Annotated in this window: 16 protein-coding genes; 5 read left to right on the forward strand and 11 right to left on the reverse strand. The window is 38.6% G+C overall.

Annotation, left to right across the window (positions count from 1 at the left end; translation table 11 throughout):
* Positions 1-86: 86 nt before the first annotated feature.
* Positions 87-5,567 carry an OmpL47-type beta-barrel domain-containing protein gene (locus QNH20_RS24570; protein WP_283920545.1) on the reverse strand — a complete coding sequence of 1,827 codons (5,481 nt, stop codon included), beginning with the start codon at positions 5,565-5,567 and terminating at the stop codon, positions 87-89.
* 396 nt (positions 5,568-5,963) lie between these two features.
* Here QNH20_RS24570 and QNH20_RS24575 point away from each other — a divergent pair, with 396 nt between their 5' ends.
* Entirely contained in the window at positions 5,964-6,125 is a 162-nt protein-coding gene (locus QNH20_RS24575) for a hypothetical protein (RefSeq protein WP_283920546.1), read from the forward strand.
* Entirely contained in the window at positions 6,119-6,775 is a 657-nt protein-coding gene (locus QNH20_RS24580; RefSeq protein ID WP_283920547.1) for a hypothetical protein, read from the forward strand. The genes QNH20_RS24575 and QNH20_RS24580 overlap by 7 nt, the downstream gene beginning before the upstream one ends.
* Before the next feature lie 102 nt (positions 6,776-6,877).
* Here QNH20_RS24580 and manA read toward each other — a convergent pair whose 3' ends face one another.
* From manA to QNH20_RS24615, 7 genes are all read right to left on the reverse strand, one after another.
* On the reverse strand, positions 6,878-7,828 hold the full coding sequence (gene manA / locus QNH20_RS24585) for a mannose-6-phosphate isomerase, class I (RefSeq protein WP_283923500.1): 951 nt from the start codon (positions 7,826-7,828) through the stop codon (positions 6,878-6,880).
* Positions 7,829-7,943: 115 nt separating this feature from the next.
* Positions 7,944-8,750 (reverse strand): PTS system mannose/fructose/sorbose family transporter subunit IID, encoded by an 807-nt coding sequence (locus QNH20_RS24590; RefSeq protein ID WP_283920548.1) that lies wholly within the window; start codon positions 8,748-8,750, stop codon positions 7,944-7,946.
* A 2-nt stretch (positions 8,751-8,752) separates the two neighbouring features.
* Positions 8,753-9,544 carry a PTS mannose/fructose/sorbose/N-acetylgalactosamine transporter subunit IIC gene (locus QNH20_RS24595; protein WP_283920549.1) on the reverse strand — a complete coding sequence of 264 codons (792 nt, stop codon included), beginning with the start codon at positions 9,542-9,544 and terminating at the stop codon, positions 8,753-8,755.
* Positions 9,545-9,561: 17 nt separating this feature from the next.
* Positions 9,562-10,047, reverse strand: coding sequence for a PTS sugar transporter subunit IIB (locus tag QNH20_RS24600; protein WP_283920550.1), 486 nt, complete (start codon positions 10,045-10,047; stop codon positions 9,562-9,564).
* A gap of 13 nt (positions 10,048-10,060) precedes the next feature.
* Positions 10,061-10,456: a PTS sugar transporter subunit IIA gene (locus tag QNH20_RS24605; protein ID WP_283920551.1), complete on the reverse strand. Its 396-nt coding sequence runs from the start codon at positions 10,454-10,456 to the stop codon at positions 10,061-10,063.
* A 21-nt stretch (positions 10,457-10,477) separates the two neighbouring features.
* Positions 10,478-12,223: a class I mannose-6-phosphate isomerase gene (locus QNH20_RS24610; RefSeq protein ID WP_283920552.1), complete on the reverse strand. Its 1,746-nt coding sequence runs from the start codon at positions 12,221-12,223 to the stop codon at positions 10,478-10,480.
* Positions 12,224-12,386: 163 nt separating this feature from the next.
* A complete protein-coding gene (locus QNH20_RS24615; RefSeq protein ID WP_283920553.1) occupies positions 12,387-13,133 on the reverse strand; it encodes a GntR family transcriptional regulator in 747 nt (248 codons plus the stop codon).
* Positions 13,134-13,902: 769 nt separating this feature from the next.
* On the opposite strand from QNH20_RS24615, the gene QNH20_RS24620 reads away from it, so the two are divergent.
* The 3 genes from QNH20_RS24620 (at position 13,903) to QNH20_RS24630 (ending at position 14,642) form a co-directional block, all read left to right on the forward strand.
* A complete protein-coding gene (locus tag QNH20_RS24620) occupies positions 13,903-14,121 on the forward strand; it encodes a DUF1659 domain-containing protein (RefSeq protein ID WP_283920554.1) in 219 nt (72 codons plus the stop codon).
* A 96-nt stretch (positions 14,122-14,217) separates the two neighbouring features.
* Entirely contained in the window at positions 14,218-14,436 is a 219-nt protein-coding gene (locus QNH20_RS24625; protein WP_283920555.1) for a DUF2922 domain-containing protein, read from the forward strand.
* Between the two features lie 62 nt (positions 14,437-14,498).
* Positions 14,499-14,642 carry a YvrJ family protein gene (locus tag QNH20_RS24630; protein WP_283920556.1) on the forward strand — a complete coding sequence of 48 codons (144 nt, stop codon included), beginning with the start codon at positions 14,499-14,501 and terminating at the stop codon, positions 14,640-14,642.
* Between the two features lie 719 nt (positions 14,643-15,361).
* Here QNH20_RS24630 and QNH20_RS24635 read toward each other — a convergent pair.
* From QNH20_RS24635 to QNH20_RS24645, 3 genes are all read right to left on the reverse strand, one after another.
* Positions 15,362-16,012, reverse strand: coding sequence for an amino acid ABC transporter permease (locus tag QNH20_RS24635; RefSeq protein ID WP_283920557.1), 651 nt, complete (start codon positions 16,010-16,012; stop codon positions 15,362-15,364).
* A gap of 11 nt (positions 16,013-16,023) precedes the next feature.
* Positions 16,024-16,677, reverse strand: coding sequence for an amino acid ABC transporter permease (locus QNH20_RS24640; protein WP_283920558.1), 654 nt, complete (start codon positions 16,675-16,677; stop codon positions 16,024-16,026).
* A gap of 71 nt (positions 16,678-16,748) precedes the next feature.
* Positions 16,749-17,564, reverse strand: coding sequence for a transporter substrate-binding domain-containing protein (locus QNH20_RS24645; RefSeq protein WP_283920559.1), 816 nt, complete (start codon positions 17,562-17,564; stop codon positions 16,749-16,751).
* Positions 17,565-17,568: the final 4 nt, after the last annotated feature.

Below are 17,568 nucleotides of genomic sequence, written 5' to 3' on the forward strand. Positions count from 1 at the left end.
AAGTACCTTAAAAGTAAAAAATGAAAAAGGCAAGACTGCCTCAATAAGGTAACGAATTGAATACCTTTTTGAGGCAGCCTCATCAATTACATTTCCGACGATTGATCGTGTCCTACAGCCAATGTTGTCGATACAATTCTAGAGTTACCTGCCATGTCCGTAATGGTATAGGTGATTGTATATATGCGGCCTGTTCCCTTGCCTGAACGTTCTGCACGTAGATCAAATTCAAAATCTGCTGTTCCGTATTCAGCATTTTGGATATCGTCTGTCGTTTGACCGTCTCCTGTTTCGTCATCCGATTCATTGCATGTAATGGACGTTAAACTAATGTTTTGTACTCCAGACCCTGTATCCATTACCTCCGGTATTACTTTAACCGTTACCATCTTGTGATTAGGCGGCCAAAGCGTATTGTCGCTCAGTTTAATTGTCAATTCTGGTGCAGTTTTGTCAATATTCACTTGGAGTGACTTTAAATCCTCCACATTTCCTGCTTTATCTATACTGCGATATTCAACGATATGACTACCTTCTTCAGTTAACTGAATAGGGGTAGTATAGAGTGACCAGTCACCGTCGTCAATACGGTATTCCGTCTTCCATGCGCCTGATCCTTCATCTGTTGCTGTGAGGGTGATCGTCAACATTTTTGTATACCAGCCGTTTTCTCCGCTTGCAGATGAAGGGTCGACAGTTGCCAGCGTGCTAGGCTTCGTCTGATCCAGATATACGTCTACTGACTTTGCCTCTTCAGTATTACCTGATAAATCTGTGCTACTGAATTCTATTATATATTTACCATCTGTACTTATTAGTAATTCGCCAGTATACTTCTGCCATTCACCACCATTGATCCGATATTTCGTTTCAGCAACACCTGACTCATTGTCTGATGCATGAAGAGTTACCTGTACGGGTTCCGTATACCAACTATTTGTGCCAGTTGGCACAGTCGGATTAATAGTGGCTGATGTAACCGGTTTTGTTTGATCAAGCTTCACTTCTACTGCCTTTGCCTCACCAACATTTCCTGCGGCATCAATACTGCGATATTCTATCTTGTTTATTCCTTCTCCAGTCACCGCAATGACATCAGTATATTCCTTCCACTCACTGTCGTTAATCCGGTATTCCGTCTTTTCAATACCAGAGCCTGTATCGAAGGCACGGAGGATGATACTTGTAGCCTCAAGATACCAACCATTTTCTCCATTTGGCCATGTTCTCCTTTCCGCGGTGGTTATAGGTTTAGCTTTATCAACCTTTACTGAAACGGTCTTGTAATTTTCTTTATTTCCTGCTTTATCAATACTCCGGTAATCAATTGTGTAGTCTCCGTCAGTGTCAACTGTTATTGGAGTAGAATATATTTTCCATTCTCCGTCATCCAGGCGATATTCAATCCTGTCGATACCTGAGGCATCATCTGTTCCAGCCAGTGTGATGCTTACATTCTCAGTATACCAAGAATTCTTTCCTGTCGGAGCAGGGGGGTCTACTTGTGCTTTCGTTTCAGGAGGAACCTGATCTGCCGGTTGTTGGTCATTTTGGTACAACTCCGAAATTTGCTGCTGGCTAAGCGGATAGTTATAAATCCTTAAATTATCCATATAACCACGGAAGTATTCCATTACACCTGGTGGGTCGTACCCGATTAAAAGCTTACTGGATGAATTTTGGAACACACCTGTCCAAGGAGTTGTACCTACCGGTTGCTCATTCACATAATAACGGATGGTGGAACCGTCCCAAGTAACTGTGTACATATACCATTCCTTCATTTTCGTAGCAGCTGTCGAAAACATATGATCAGGCCTATTCGTCAGACCGTCCGTGAATCTTACACCAGGAGTTGATCCATCAGGGGTATGCAGCAGTGCATAAGGACCATAATCAGACGTGTCTCCCTTTGTTAAAATTTTTGCCCATCCACCTGCTCCAGCATCTTCTTTATATACCCACATTGAGAATGATAGAGAAGTAGAGAGGTCAAGGGATTCGGAATCTTTTACATCAATACCGCTATGTCCGTCAAACTTAGCAGCCTTTCCTTGGATTCCGTCAACAAATGTCATATTTCCTACCGGTGAACCGTTGTTATTATTCCCTGAGTGATCTTTAAAGTCGTTTTCAAAGGTGAAATAGGCGACTATAGCTGGATCGCGATCAGCCCGGACTGTAATGCTTCGGCTGTCGATACTTGTTCCGCCATCATCATCCGTTACCGTTACTTTAGCACTATAAGTCTTGTCAGGTGCCCCATTTGCGAGTAAGGGATAAGTATGATCTGGATTACACACATCAGAAGTCGTTCCGTCTCCGAAATCCCAAAAGCAGGATTTACTATCAGCTCCTGGATCTGTGATGTAAGGAGAGAAGTTCACTTTCTGATTTGATCGAACTACCATATCTACCCCAGCATCTACAGTTGGTGTGACATTCACAGGGGTAATGTCCTTATGGCCCTTATATTTCTTTCCATTCTTGTCTGTAATTTCAAGTGAAACCGAAAATGTTCCATTATCTTTAAAGGTATGCCTGTGAGTCTCGCTAGATGCAGAAGTCGCTGGAGAGCCGTCACCGAAATTCCATTCGCGGGCTGTAAGCTGCCCGTTATCTGCTCCGATTGAATTATTATAAAAGGTAACTTGTTCTCCTTCCTTTGGATTCTTTGGCAAGAATTCGAAGTCAACAGGCTGAATCGTTTGTTCCATTGTGTAAGCATCCATATTCCCATTAGCATCGATTGCTTTTAAAGTAACGGAGTAAGTTCCAGAATCAGGAAAAGTATGTGTAGGGTTCTTTTCTGTGCTGATAGGGCTGCCATCGCCGAAGTCCCATTCCCATGACACGATATCATTCTCCGGATCTGTTGACTGATTTTCAAACGTTACAGTCGGTACACTAATTTGTGGTGTTTTGACTCGGAACTGCTGAGTCGAAATGTATTCCCCGCCACCTTGGGAATTTAGCGGTCGATACATGACATATTTGGCCGGTACTGGCTTTTGTAACTTGAATTCTTGCACATTTCCGTTATCATCTGCAGTAGCCTTGAGTACTGTAGTGAAGGCGTCATGATCCAGAGTCGTTGTTGAGACTGCTACCTCAAAGTCCTTAACCCTTTGATGTTGATAATAGTATCGAGGCATGACTTGCACACGATCAATCAGGAATGTTTTGCCGCCTTCTAAGCTTATTATTACCCACTGGTTTTCATTGGTTCTGGTCGACCATGGAAGCCCATATATATTACCGATGTCAAGCAGTTGTTGTGGTGCATGGTAGTAGTCATATTGACTAGAAGCTGCTTCGACTTTTGCACCTGAGAGAGAAAACGCGACGTTTTTTCCATCCCCACCAGGATAGAAGGCTGCCTTAGGAGGCTTGCTGATATCCGAAGTTTCGGGATTACAATCATCATCCTTGCCGTTTCCGTATATTTCAGAAGCCCCCGGGTTCACTTGTGCATCATTGTCTTCACAATCAACGTTGGCCCGCCATTTATCTCCGTCATTGTCCGGCAGCAAAACTAATACTGGCCAGCTGATCACTTCGTGTTCCCATGGCTGTTCGGAATCCGTTATGATGGCTTCTATGACATGCTTTCCGACTTTATCGTTTGAAGGAGTGTAGGAATAGATTTTCCCTGAACCTGCATGAACCCGATCGATATACCACTCGATCTTAACCTCCTCACTCTCCAAATCCTCAGCTTCAATAGAAAAAACCTTCGTTTCATTGGCAATGACCTCTACTCCCTCCCGGTCCGGTGCAAGAGAAGTAACACGAGGCGCCTTGTTGCTATTTTCAATAAATACGGAAGCATAATCGATATTTGACCATCCCTCCTCGTTTGTAACCTTTAAGCCGATTAGTTTATTCACATTTCGGTCATAGGTAAAAGTCGGTTTTGCCCCGGAAGCATCGTCGAAAGCCCCATCTCCATCCAAATCCCACTCATACTTGACTATTGAACTTGGGCTCTTGGAATGGGATCCGTCAAACATAATCTGACTGCCTTCACTCCCGCTATACGACTCACCTGCATCTGCTATAGGAGCAAGATCATGAACGGATGGCATGGCAGTCAAATAGGGGATCCAATTCTCTTGCAGGTTCGTTGCTAGCTTATCAAAGGATGTAATTAGACCTTTATTCGTATTGATTAGAGAGTCAAGCTTTCCCAAAACCTCGGCTTTGTCGAAAGAGTAACTCTTCTTAATAAGAGAAGACTTCAGTTCTTCAATTTGGGAATTCGTATATCCTAGATTCTTTAGCTCTCGTACAAAATCAGCCGGGAATCCGTTAGCTGCCACTTCATCACGAAAAGCCTGAAGTTCTTCAGCCAGTTTGTTAAGCTCGCTCGGATCCTTCTCCAGTACTGTCTTTGCATAATCGATAGCTGTATTCGTTCGTGTAACCTGCTTCTTTAGCTCTTTCGCGTATTGCTGTGCGGCACGTGCATGAATTAATGACCAGTCACCATTTTTCTCAAGAGTGCTTCCTTGGTACCTTTCAATGGAAGTCAGGAATGCTTCCAGCAATGGAGCCTCGTTCCCAAGCTCATTGCCAATACTGGTAATGGCAAGGGTTTCTGGGTTATTGCTTTCTGTCTCTATTACCTCCCGGGAAGCAAGAGGGGTGATTTTTTGAAAATCCGGATTTGGCGGATCATTTGCAATCCCGCGATAATGCGAGGCAGTTGATAAAATTTGTTTGATTGCCAGCTGCTTCGGATTGACACCTGTTGCCCATTCAACCCCCATTGTCAATCCAGAGAAGAAACTATCCAGAGCCGCACCATGCTGGATATCAGCCGGGTTCGGAATTTTTGGATAAGAATCTCCTCCCAGTTTTGGACAAATAAATGTCAGATTCATGCTTGCGGTAAACCAGATGATCCCATCCTTTAAGCCCTCGCACTGCCATACCTTTCCGACTGTACCAAGTTTGGATTGAATATCAAACAACATGTCATAAGCAACCCAGATCTCTTCCCAGTATGTTTGAGCATCTCGAGCCTTTCCCTTGATTTCAGCAATCGCAGGATCAGCCATAATATCTGGAATATCTGTTGGAAAAATGACTTCAAAGGCATCCTGAAACACCTTATCCTCAGGAGACACCTTGCCATCCTGACACTCGTCATATACGACCGTATATTTTCCGGGACCAATTTTTCCGCCCGGTGCTGTATACCCAATGACTTCAGATATGAACAAACCGCCATGGGCAGCCATTACCGTATTCGGAGATCCTGACACATCCTCCAGTTCTTCTCCAGGAAGACCATGCCCGCTTGGAACAACATAGATATCAGCAAAGGGTTCAATAAAGTCATCTGCACCATCTTCGGAGCATCCCTTCATGAAACGAACGGATCCTGTATGAATACGAATCTCCTCATTAGGTCCAAATGTTGTAAATGAATCCCCGCCTTCACTCCACAATAAAAATTGATAGTATTCCTCTTCTGCATATGCCGTGGATATTGGTATTCCTCCTACCAGATAGAAGAGAAAAACTTGAAAGATTAATAATGATGCTATCATTCTCTTCATTCTTATGGTGTGCCTCTTTTTTTTCATCCTTTAAAACAACTTCTTCCTTTATAAAATGAATGCCATATTAAATTGCTAACTTAAGTGAAGAAATGCAAGTTTTCTTTCAGAACGCGTTTAAGGTGGTGACACAGCAAGTATAACCGTTAGGAAATCTAGGATATTATCTAATATTTCCATTTTTATCATCTCCCCTTATACTATTCATAGAAAGGAATTAAAAACGGGTTGAATACCTGCTCGAAGATACAAAAGGGATTATTGAATGGTCATGAGTATCATCTCCTTGTTGGAAGTGAATAATATGACATTACAGGAAAAAATTAGAATATAATAGGAACCTAAGTATAATTAATGGTATACATTTTTATAACCAATAGGTTTCGAAGGTCGTTTATGAGGAGTTTTGGTGAAGAAATTCAAAAATTAGAAGATAGCTTTTTTGTCGGACGAAAAACAGAATTAGAGTTGTTCCGGAATTTTATCTTAACCGAGGAAAATAATAAACGGATTTTAACGTTTGTGGTACTGAAGGTATTGGGAAAAGCACCTTGCTAGACCAGTTCAGGAGAGTTAGCGAACAAAACAGAGTACCATTTTTTTGTGTAGACAGTTTAGATTTTACCAAAACTCCAAAGGGCTTTACCACTAGATTACTTACTATTTTACAGGTAGAAGTATTGGACGAGAAATCGGAAACGGAGCTGCTGCAGGAAGCAATCAGACAGTTAAATAAAAAAGCTGAGGCAGGCGGAATTGTTCTTGCTATTGATACGTATGAAGAGATAAATGAGTTAGATGATTGGATTCGCCAGTCTTTTTTGGTCGGATTATCTAATAACATATTGATTGTGTTATCGGGCCGGTTTCCTCTAAAAGGAGGCTGGGTTTTATCACCGGCTTGGAGAAGATTAATAAAATTTCTGCTATTGCCATCCTTTGACTATGAAACCTGCATGCAATACACATCCAGATTTGGAAACTACGATGATTCCTTTGTGAGGAAATCATTTATGATTACAAAGGGGCACCCGTTAACGTTTTCACTCTTCATGAGCTTAATTGAAATGGAAGAGATGACAGATACCCCAACTTTTAACAAAATTAGATTCGATTCTCTTGAACCTACACAATTCTTTGAATTCTCCACTATATCAACACTAAACAAATGTTTGATTAAAAGAGGCCTTAGCACGCTTCAAATCTGATTTTCCCCCTTAAAATGACTAAAAAGATTGTCGGATCTTTTCTAATCCTTTTCAGCTCACATAAAGCTCTTCTATTTCCTCGTGGAGTAATCATTCCGATCATTACGGATGGGAAACCATCAATTCACAGTCCCCATCTACTTCAAATTCACCTAATCCCACTGGAATAATTAAATGCGTTCCTTTGTTCAGTGAGTATTTCTCTCCATTATGAACAAGGACACCGTCACCCTTGATGACACTTAAAAGCAGATACTGATCATTAAATGAAAAAACAGCTTTCCCCTTTATATCCCACTTGTACACTGAGAAAAAGTCTGATTCTACAAACGTTACAATCGTCACATTCTCCTTCTTCTCAACTATAGGCGCAACCCCAGTGTCATGATGTGGCACAGTTGTTACATCTATGGCTTTTTCTAAGTGAAGATCCCGTAAGTTACCGTTGTCATCCCTACGATCATAATCGTACACCCTGTAGGTTGTGTCAGAACTTTGCTGTGTTTCTAATACTAGAGTACCTTCACATAATGCGTGAATCGTTCCGCTTGGAACATAGAAAAAGTCACCAGGCTTGATTTTCACTCTGCGCAGCAGCTCGTTCCAATTTCCTTTATTGATTTGCTCAATTAATTCCTCTTTTGTTTTCGCATTATGGCCGAAGATCATGTCGGCTCCTTCTTTGCAATCAAGAATATACCAGCATTCTGTTTTGCCAAGCTCACCATTCTCATGAACCTTTGCATATGAATCTTCTGGGTGGACCTGAACGGATAAATCCATATTCGCATCTAATATTTTTGTTAAAAGAGGAAAGACCTCATCTTTTGGATTGCCAAATAGCTCAGGATGGTTTTTCCATAACTCGTCCAACGCCATACCAGCATATTGTCCATTTTCTATGATCGAAGGTCCATTTGGATGAGCGGAAATTGCCCAGCATTCACCTGTTTTTGCATTTGGAATATCATAATCAAATTCTGTTTGTAAAGCTGTTCCACCCCAAATTCGTTCTTTAAAAACTGGCTTTAAAAATAAAGGTTGCACTTTTATTACCTCCTGAATTAGGTTTAACTTTGCTTTTCCTGTAACTAAGCTAAAAAATTCTTAAAAAAAAGGCCTTCTTTAGAAAAATAAAAGCAGGCCTTTTTGAACTCTTTATTTTTAATTAAAAAATATTTAATAGAACACCGATAATAGAAAATGCTACTAAAATGAGGAGAACTTTTGTTCCACTATATTTTTTCTTTGAAATTAAGTACCAGCAAAATAATACCGCAAGAAGAGATAATATGCCTGGGAAGAAACCGTCTAAAGTTTTTTGCAATTCAATGGTTTCATCACCATTTGGTATTTTTAAAGGGGTTGTTAAATGTACGAACGAAGCTGCTAATCCCCCAATAACAAGTGTACCTAACACACTAAAGGCATTTCTTAATCGTTCAGAGTTTGCTCCAATTAAACCATCAACAGCATTCACACCTAAATGGTAACCTCTAAAATATAAAAAGTAAGACAATGACAAAATAATAGCTAAGTAGCCAATAATATAAACAAATACTCCTAGTGGATTACCATTTGATGAAATCCCCATTCCAATAGTAAGTAATATCGGAATAATAATTCCCTGAATAGTAGAGTCACCAATTCCTGCTATTGGACCCATAATCCCCGTTTTTACACTATGAAACATTTCATCATCAATTTCTTTTCCGTTTGCTTTTTCTTCCTCTAATGAAGCAACAATACCATTTACTAGACTTCCAGATTGAGGTTCAGTATTGTAAAAAACAGAATGTCTTTTTAGAGCTTTCTTGTATTCCTCTGGATTATCTTTATATAACTTATTTAAAATAGGAATCATAGAGTGAGCAAAACCGTGGGCTTCTAATTTTTCGAAGCTCATGGAAGATAAGTGGTACATTGCCCAATATATCCAACCTTTTCTTAAATCCTTTTTATCTAACTTCTTCATGATTAGATCACCTCATCTTCAGTTTCAGTATGATTAGAAGACCCTGCCCCAAGATAAATAACATAGGCTATTAAACAAGCTATAACAGTAAGCGCAATCATATTTTGAACAATAAACGCGATTATAACGAATCCGGCAAGGAAAAAGATAAGCTGAAATTTATCCTTAATTAATAAGTTCATTAATAAAGCAATCCCCAATGCAGGTAACAAACCACCTAAAACATTCATTATATGTGTTACGTCTGCAGGAATAACATCCAACGCCTTAGTAACAAATCCCTGTCCAAAGTAAATGGCAAGCGCAACTGGCACGACACGAAGCAAAAAGTTCACAATCTGTGGATAAAAGGCATTATTTAGGATAATACCACGGCCATCTCCATTTTCGGCTGCTCGATCTGCACGTTTATTCCAAGCAGAGTTTGTAACCATCATTACGTTATGGAGAATTAGCCCTAGAGCACCAATACCAACAGATAGAGTAACGGTTACACCAGGTTCAGCTTTCGTTAGGATTCCAAGCGCAATTCCACCATAGGCAGCATAGGTAATCTCTGAGTTTTGTGTTCCCCCTGTTGAAATTGTTGCAATGAAAGCCGCCTGAACAGCAACACCTAAAATAATACCAGTTGTAATGTCACCTAATATTAAACCAACAATAAGACCAGCAACTAATGGACGGCCGACTACGTAATATCCACCAGATACACCCATCAGCCAAGGAGATGAAACTGATCCTAAGTAACAAAAGATCCCTATCAAAATTGCTTGTATTAATAAAACAAAATCCATATAATTCCCTCCCTTTATTAGTAATTTTGTCGGACTTTTTTCCAATTGATGGCGGTTTCATCCGGGATTAACTGGAAGTCAATATCAATTCCTTTACTATCCATGAAGTCAAATGCACTCTTTTCTTCATCTGTGATTGCTACATTTTTTGCAACGGTTTTTGCATTGCTTCTTGCACTCATAGGACCAACATTAACTTCCGTACCAAAGTCTCCCCCTTTCTCGATAATTTCCATTAATGTAACCGGAGTTTTAACAATAACAAAATAGCTATTTTTCGCTATTTTAGCCTTACTAATTTTCTCTAACCCTTCCTCAACACTATAGACCCCTACTTTTACACCAGTCGGTGCTGCATTTGTAAATACCTTTTTTTGTAAAGGATCTTGGGCGATTTTATCATCAATAACCAAAATTCCATTACATGGCTTAAATCTTGACCATCTTGCTACAACTTGACCGTGAATAACTCTGTCATCAATTCTTACAAATGAAATCGGCATCTTTATTCCCCCTCTAAATGTCCAAAACTTCGATTGATTGGATTCCAGCATTGTGACCAATTGTGGCTAATTCATTTATATCCTTTACAAAACCAGTACTGCTAACGACCTCTAAATACATGGGCAAATTAACACCTGGAATAATCTTTATTTTGCTCTCATTGTAGAGAACATACTTTAAACTTTCATTACAAGGTGTCCCTCCCTTTAAATCACATAATATTAGTACAGAATCAAAACGACCCACCATGTCATTTAGTGTTTCTGTTAACTTTTGAGAAAACGCTTCAATACCATCCTCTTCTAACGCAATACCTACTACATTTTCCTGTTTTCCTGCTATCATTTCACCTGATTTTATTAGTGAGTGGCAATAATCACCGTGGGAAGTAACCAAAATACCGATCATTTCTTTCAACTCCTCATCATTTTATACTCGTACAAAAGCTTTTATAGTAGCGAGTAATTTTCCTTCAGATTCTCCATATGGTCTAATAGAATATTCCTTTATACATTCAGGAATGATAAAAGTCTCTGCATAATGAACAATAAATGGTTCAAATTCTCCAGTAGGACTTTCGATAATGGCTTCTTCACCTTCTACTAAATTAAGAACGTTAACGCTTCCATGTGTTTCATGGATAACCTTCTTTGAAAACCAATGCCTTCTTGTTTCAATGAATTCCCTCTCATGCAATCCTGTTCGTTCTTCTTTCCAGCCATCACCTTCAGCAATACTTTCAAATCGGTTAATAAGATTATCCTTTACCCAAGCTGTATTACGATCCCATTGGATGACCTTTTCACCGTGGTCAATATGGACTGGTCTTGGTAATCCGTCTAAACCTAAACGATCCCAATCCCATAATTTGAAGGTAAAAATATATGGAGTTGCACTTATTTCTAATACCATTGTATTTTCCCCAGAACAATGGATCGTACCAGCAGGGATCAGAAAATGATCATGTTTTTCCGCTGGAAATTTATTAATATATTTTTCATCAGGGAAAGAAATAAGTCCCTTTTCTGCTTGTCTTAAATCCTCCATCATTTCATCAGGACTTATATCTTCTTTAACTCCTAGATAAACAACTGCATCTCCTTCTTTATCTAGAATATAATAGCTTTCATCCTGTGTATAATGCATTCCAAACTTCTCTTGAATATATTCCGTTAACGGGTGCACTTGCAAGCTTAAATTTTGACCGCCCATCGTATCTAAGAAATCGAATCGAATTGGAAACTCTGTTCCAAACCTCGCATGAACTCGATCACCTAATAATTCAACCGGATGGTTAAAAATTAGGTTAGTAGACGGAACTTCAACCCTTACTTCACCAAATGTTAAATATAGACTATTTTCTTCTGGAACACCGTCAAAACTCCAAGCAAAGTTTTTTGCTGAACGTTCCAAACCGAACTTTTCTTTCATCCATTGACCACCCCAAACACCTGGGTCAAAGTATGGAACCAGTCGAAATGGACGCTTAACTGCTTGATGTAATCCATCAAGAAATGCATTTCCAGTTATCATTTTAGGATTATTTTTTTCATTGGTATCTAAAAGGAAATCAATTTGATGATATAACCCTTTCTTATGTCGATCTGCTACACGCCATTCTACAAAATAGCCTCGTTTATATTTTTTAAGTACATCTTCTTCAAAGTTTTCCATTTTCCAATTCCCAATGGATTTCGCCCGGTACCGTTGCTGAATTTCCCACCTAGCTAAATCAGCATAAACTAATAGATCCGGCTGCTCAATGAGAGTTGCACCTACACCATATATGATAACCAAACCTGATTGTAGATTTTCAATCTTCTCTTTTGCTTCTCTAACCTTTTCTTCATCAAAAAATTCATCCATTGTACGAGAGGATAAAACACCAAAGACTCGGTCATCCGTTAAATTACGTTCAATCATTTTGGTAATATGCTCTCCAGAGAAAGCTAAATCATCCGAATGGATCAATAGTTCTGGATTTAATGGCCTAATCAACTCTTGTAAAATTTCAGAATATATTACACCTGGATAGCAATCTATTACTAATATTTTCTTACCTGAAATCGTTTTCAATTTATAATATAAAGTTGAAACAATCTCGTCATATCCTTTCCAAGCCTCATTGTCATGATTATTTATAACTATTTCGGGAGATTTATTGTATTTAGACATTTCGTCCTCCTCATGATTGATATAATGTTATGACATTGATAACCAAAATATACATACTCGAAATAAAAAGGTGCTGTTTAAGGTTATAATGTTATGACAATAGAATACCTAAAAAATTTATATAATTCAATACATTTTGTAAAAAATTTTTTTAATTTTCTCCTTAAATGGTAGAGTTAAAGTCAATATAATATCGATATTGATCTCCAATGTAAAAGCACTCCGTATATTCTGCAAAATCAAATTCCTTACAATACGACTTTCTTACCCGCTTTAAAACTGGAGTGTCTGCTGAAATATTTAATTCCTTTTGTACTTCCTCCGTAGGCATTCCAGCTTCTAAATACTCTTTAAATTTCGAAATTTTTATTCCCTTATCATTTAACAATTCATATAACGACCCGTAATAATCTTTTGGATTGGCTGATAAGTTAATAGTTGTTTTAATATATGTTCTAAAGTAGACCATTATTTTGTCTTCTGTCCCTCGGACCCTTTTGAGTAAATACACATTTTTCCCTACAGTGGTGTTTAATTGTTTCGCAACAGTGGAATCTACTTTAACCATTGAAATTTCTGCTTTTTTGGTAGTTGCCTGCTTCCCTAGCTCATTCATTTCAAAGGTAAAGCCTTTAACATGTGTATAATAGTTATTACTTTTTTCAAATTGCTCGCTTTGGTCTAATACAAAAGTTCCCTTAGGTCTTTTTCTAATTAAATACTCTTCCCATACTAGTTCATTTATGGCTTCCCTAACAGTAATTCTGCTAACATCATAGGTTTTACAAAGCTCTAATTCAGAAGGTATTTTATCCCCAGGGTTCCAAACTTTATTTTCGATTTTCATTTTTATATCGTTCTTAACCTGGATATAAAGGGGTGCTGCTTCTTTACTTGTATCAAGTTTCATTTTCTGTTTTTTTCACTCCTTAAATTCAAAAAATTCTTTTCTTCTCTAAATATACGATACTTTTGAGTTCCAGTAAAATGAAGTTTGTAAATGCCAAACTTTTTGAATGACCTAACCCATAGGAGAAGGAAGAAAATTGAAGTGATAGAGATCCTCACTCTGTAAACCCAAAGTGGACAAATCTTACTACATATTTTTGGGTATTTACTACACATTTTTAGATATCTACTACATATTATTAGCCACTTAATACATATTTCCTTACACTTACTACATAATTTACGAAATTAACGACATTCCTTGGATATTATTTGGTAATTACTTCGTACCCTGGATATTTACTACATATTTTTAGATGTTTATTACATATTATTAGCCACTTACAACATATTTTCTCGTACTTACTACATAATTTACGAAACTTACGACATTTCTTGGATATTATTTGGTGATTACTTCATACCCTGGATATTTACTACATATTTTTAGATGTTTATTACATATTATTAGCCACTTACAACATATTTTCTCGTACTTACTACATAATTTACGAAACTTACGACATTTCTTGGATATTATTTGGAAATACCCTTAACCTATGAGCTATTTTCATCCTCTTACTACATAAATTTCAGGAAATTTCACATTAGCTACTCCCATAATATGTTGAAAATATCAGTACTTGAAACTTAGTAAAGTAATTTATAAAGCTACCATGTCCTTTTTGCTGACTTTTATCTATATAGAAGGTGAAAGGTGGTGAGAGACAATGGCACAAGCGTTATTAGAAGGTACGAAGCTTCGCCTGGTATTTGAAGCTGGCATGGATGACAAAGGAAATCCGATTCTTAAATCGAAAACGTTTAGCAACGTCACAAAGGTTGCGACTGCAGATCAATTATCGCAAGCAGCACAAGCAATCGCTGTTTTATGCAATGACACGCTAAACAAAGTGGAGCGCAATGACAGCTCCGAAATCCTGGCATAAACATCCAGCATCAAGTAAGACCCACACTGTCCACCCCACACGGACAGTGTCCATAAAGGGTGTCAGGCACCAATTTTAAAAAAGGAGGTGAATGAAATGGCAAAGACATTGGAATTACAATTTGGAACTGAATTTGGGAAGACTGCACGTATTTCTGTTGATAATCCGAAAGAACCGATTGATGAAGAGGTCGTAAAACTATCGATGGCACAGATTATTGCATCTGACGTTTTCACAACATCTAGCGGTAGATTGGCAGTACCAAAAGGGGTACGAGTCATCGAACGCAATGTAACAGATTATGAACTTGCTTAATAGTGAGAGAGGCCGGATTCATCATGAAGCCGGCCTCTTTTTATAAAAAGGAGGTGATTATCGTGGAACAGCTCATTCCCATCATAAGCCAGGTAGGATTTCCGATCGTTGTGACCCTTTATCTGCTTTATCGAATTGAATCAAAGCTTGATTTAGTGGTCCAGTCTATTCAGACCCTGCCTGACCGGATGAAAGAGCGGATGTAAAAAGCTGGACCAGGTTGAATATATCCTAACCTGGTCCAGCTTACTAATCTCCATTATCTATCGAAACTCGACCATTCTCTACTAAATTCCCCTTCAAACAAACGTTTAATTAAACCCCCTAAAATCCTTGTTAAATACACCTTTACTCATCCAAACCAATGAAAAATTTGTTGAATCATCCAACAAGATTTAGAAATTAATAGAGCCCAAGAAACTAGTTCCATTAGGTCTCTACGATGGTGTTACACTTCAAAAAAAGGGCAAACATCGATGTAGAAGGGGTCTAAGTAGGCATTACGCTTAAAAAAGAGAGCAAACATCAATAGAAATAAGCGACATCCATTCGACTTAATTCCTTATATACTATACTAATCAATCGATTGATTAATATTGCGTTAAAGTACCGATTTATAAGGTTTATCAATGCCAATCAGAAAAGAAATTTGTCGAGAGCTAGGGGTGGGATCTAACAGGTAAAACCCATCGTTCAACAATAGTAGATTGGTTTAAATCCATTGAAAAATGTCAGGCTCATCGGGCAGTGACAGGCACGGGTTTGTCCTCAATTTGCAATTAGTAGTTTACTTTATCCGGAAATGCTTGTTTTACAGATAAGACGGCAGAAACAAAACTAAGGCACAACTAGCTCGTCCACTAGCTGTACCTTTTTCCGCGCAAAATTTCCGACTGTCCATTCAAGAACCGTCCCCTTGCTTCCTTTATGCCTGCCTGCTTTCAAGTCTGCGAGCGATTAATGACAAGCAATAGTTAACAATAAAGTACATGAAAGCAACTACAATAAAGATTGGAATAATGTAATTGACATTTTGAGCATAGAGGATTTGGGCATTGTGCATGAATTCCGGTAGCGCAATAACTACGCACAGTGAAGTATCCTTCAATAAAGAGATAAATTGGCTGACAATCGGAGGAACCATTCTCCGCAAAGCTTGCGGCATAACAATATGCCTTAATGTCTGCATATACGTTAGCCCTGATGAACGGGCTGCCTCAATTTGTCCTTTATCAATGGAATTCAAGCCACTTCTTACAATCTCAGCCAGCATCGCTGATTCAAATACAGTCAATGCCGATATCGCCGCAACCGTGATGCTTGGCTTAATTCCTACTTCAGGCAGGGCAAAAAAAGTAAAGAAAATAATAAGTAACAGCGGCAGATTCCGAATCGTTTCAACAATCAATGCCACGACCTTCGATAGGAATGGAATTTTTGCATATCGTAAGGTCCCTAACACGATTCCAATAATAAAGCTTAGTACAATTGAGACAAAGGCAATGTAAAGCGTCACCTTAAAACCATCAGCGAGGAATTTTAAATGATCGACTGAGAGAGCTCCTGCAATATCCATAATTCCCCTCCTTAATGGCTTCTAGCCAAGCGTTTTTCCAGATAACCTACGCCCAGACTTAATGGTATTGTTAACACAAGATAAAACATCCCTACAAAAATATATACATCAAATGTAACGAATGTTTGGGAGGATACAAGATCACCGAAGTACATTAAATCTAACCCAGCAATCATTCCCAAAATAGCGGAGTTTTTTACAAGATTAATAAACTGGTTGCCAATTGGAGGAATAACTATTTTTATCGCTTGTGGCAAAATAATTATCCGCATCGCCTGCAAATAGGTTAGACCTGATGATCTTGCTGCTTCCATTTGTCCTTTCGGTACAGATTGTATTCCAGCTCGAATCGCTTCCGCAATAAATGAGGCCGTATAAATGGCAAGGGCAATCGTACCCGCCACAAATCCGGATAGCGTAACACCGATTGCAGGAAGACCGATATAAAAGAAGAAAGCTATTATTAGAAGAGGAATATTTCTGATAAACTCAACATATGCGCTGCCAATCCAATTTAAAGGTTTAATTGGTGCGATTCTCATAACTGCTACAATCACACCAATAATAAAGCTCCCTATCAGGGCAATGATACTTGCCAGCACTGTGTTCTTAAATCCTTCTAAATATGTATCCAAGTTATTTATCAGTATCGAAAAATCAAGCATATAGATCTCCCCCCTTTTCTTAAGAAGTAATCAGGATGAGCATGGTCTGCCCATCCTGATATCAGTAGCTGTTAGTTCGATTTGATCCATTTTTTGTGAATTTCATCGTACTTTCCGTTATCTTTCATCTTCTTTAAAGCGCTATTAATCGCGTCAACTAATTCTTTATTTCCCTTTTTAACAGCAATTCCGTATGGCTCTTCCGTAAAAGTACCACCGACCAACTCATAGTTTGAATCTTGGTCAGCCATTCCGTATAGAATAGAGTCATCTGTTGTTAAGGCATCGCCCTGACCGGATTTCAACGCTGTGAAGGCTTCCGTATAGTTTTCAAATTCTAATACAGTTGCGTCTGGGGCTTTTTCACGAATATTAATAGCGGATGTTGAGCCTTTAACTGCAAGAACCTTCGTACCCTGTTTCAAATCTTTAAGTCCTTTGATCGGGCTTCCCTTTTTGACAAGCAGTGATTGTCCTGCATCAAAGTAGACATCTGAGAAATCAACCTCTTTTTTACGTTCCTCTGAAATCGTCATCGTTGCAACGATCGCATCAATATCGCCATTGTTTAACATCGGGATACGGGTTTTGGATGTAACCTCTTTAAACTCAACCTTTTTCGCGTCACCAAGAAGGTCTTTCGCCAACTCTTTTGAAATATCAATATCAAAACCTTCTACTTCGCCGGTAGATGGGTTTTTAAGTCCAAATAATCTTGTATCAAATTTTACACCGATAACAATTTTATCTTTCGCTTTAATTTGTTCTAAAGCATTTTTTGCTGTACCTGCCGTTTCTTTTTCTCCCCCTTTGCCGCATGCTGAAAGAAGCATGGAAGCCGATAATAATAGAATGCCGGCTATCTTACTTGTTTTACTCTTAAACATATAA

The organism is Neobacillus sp. WH10, assembly GCF_030123405.1.
Lineage (GTDB): Bacteria > Bacillota > Bacilli > Bacillales > Cytobacillaceae > Neobacillus.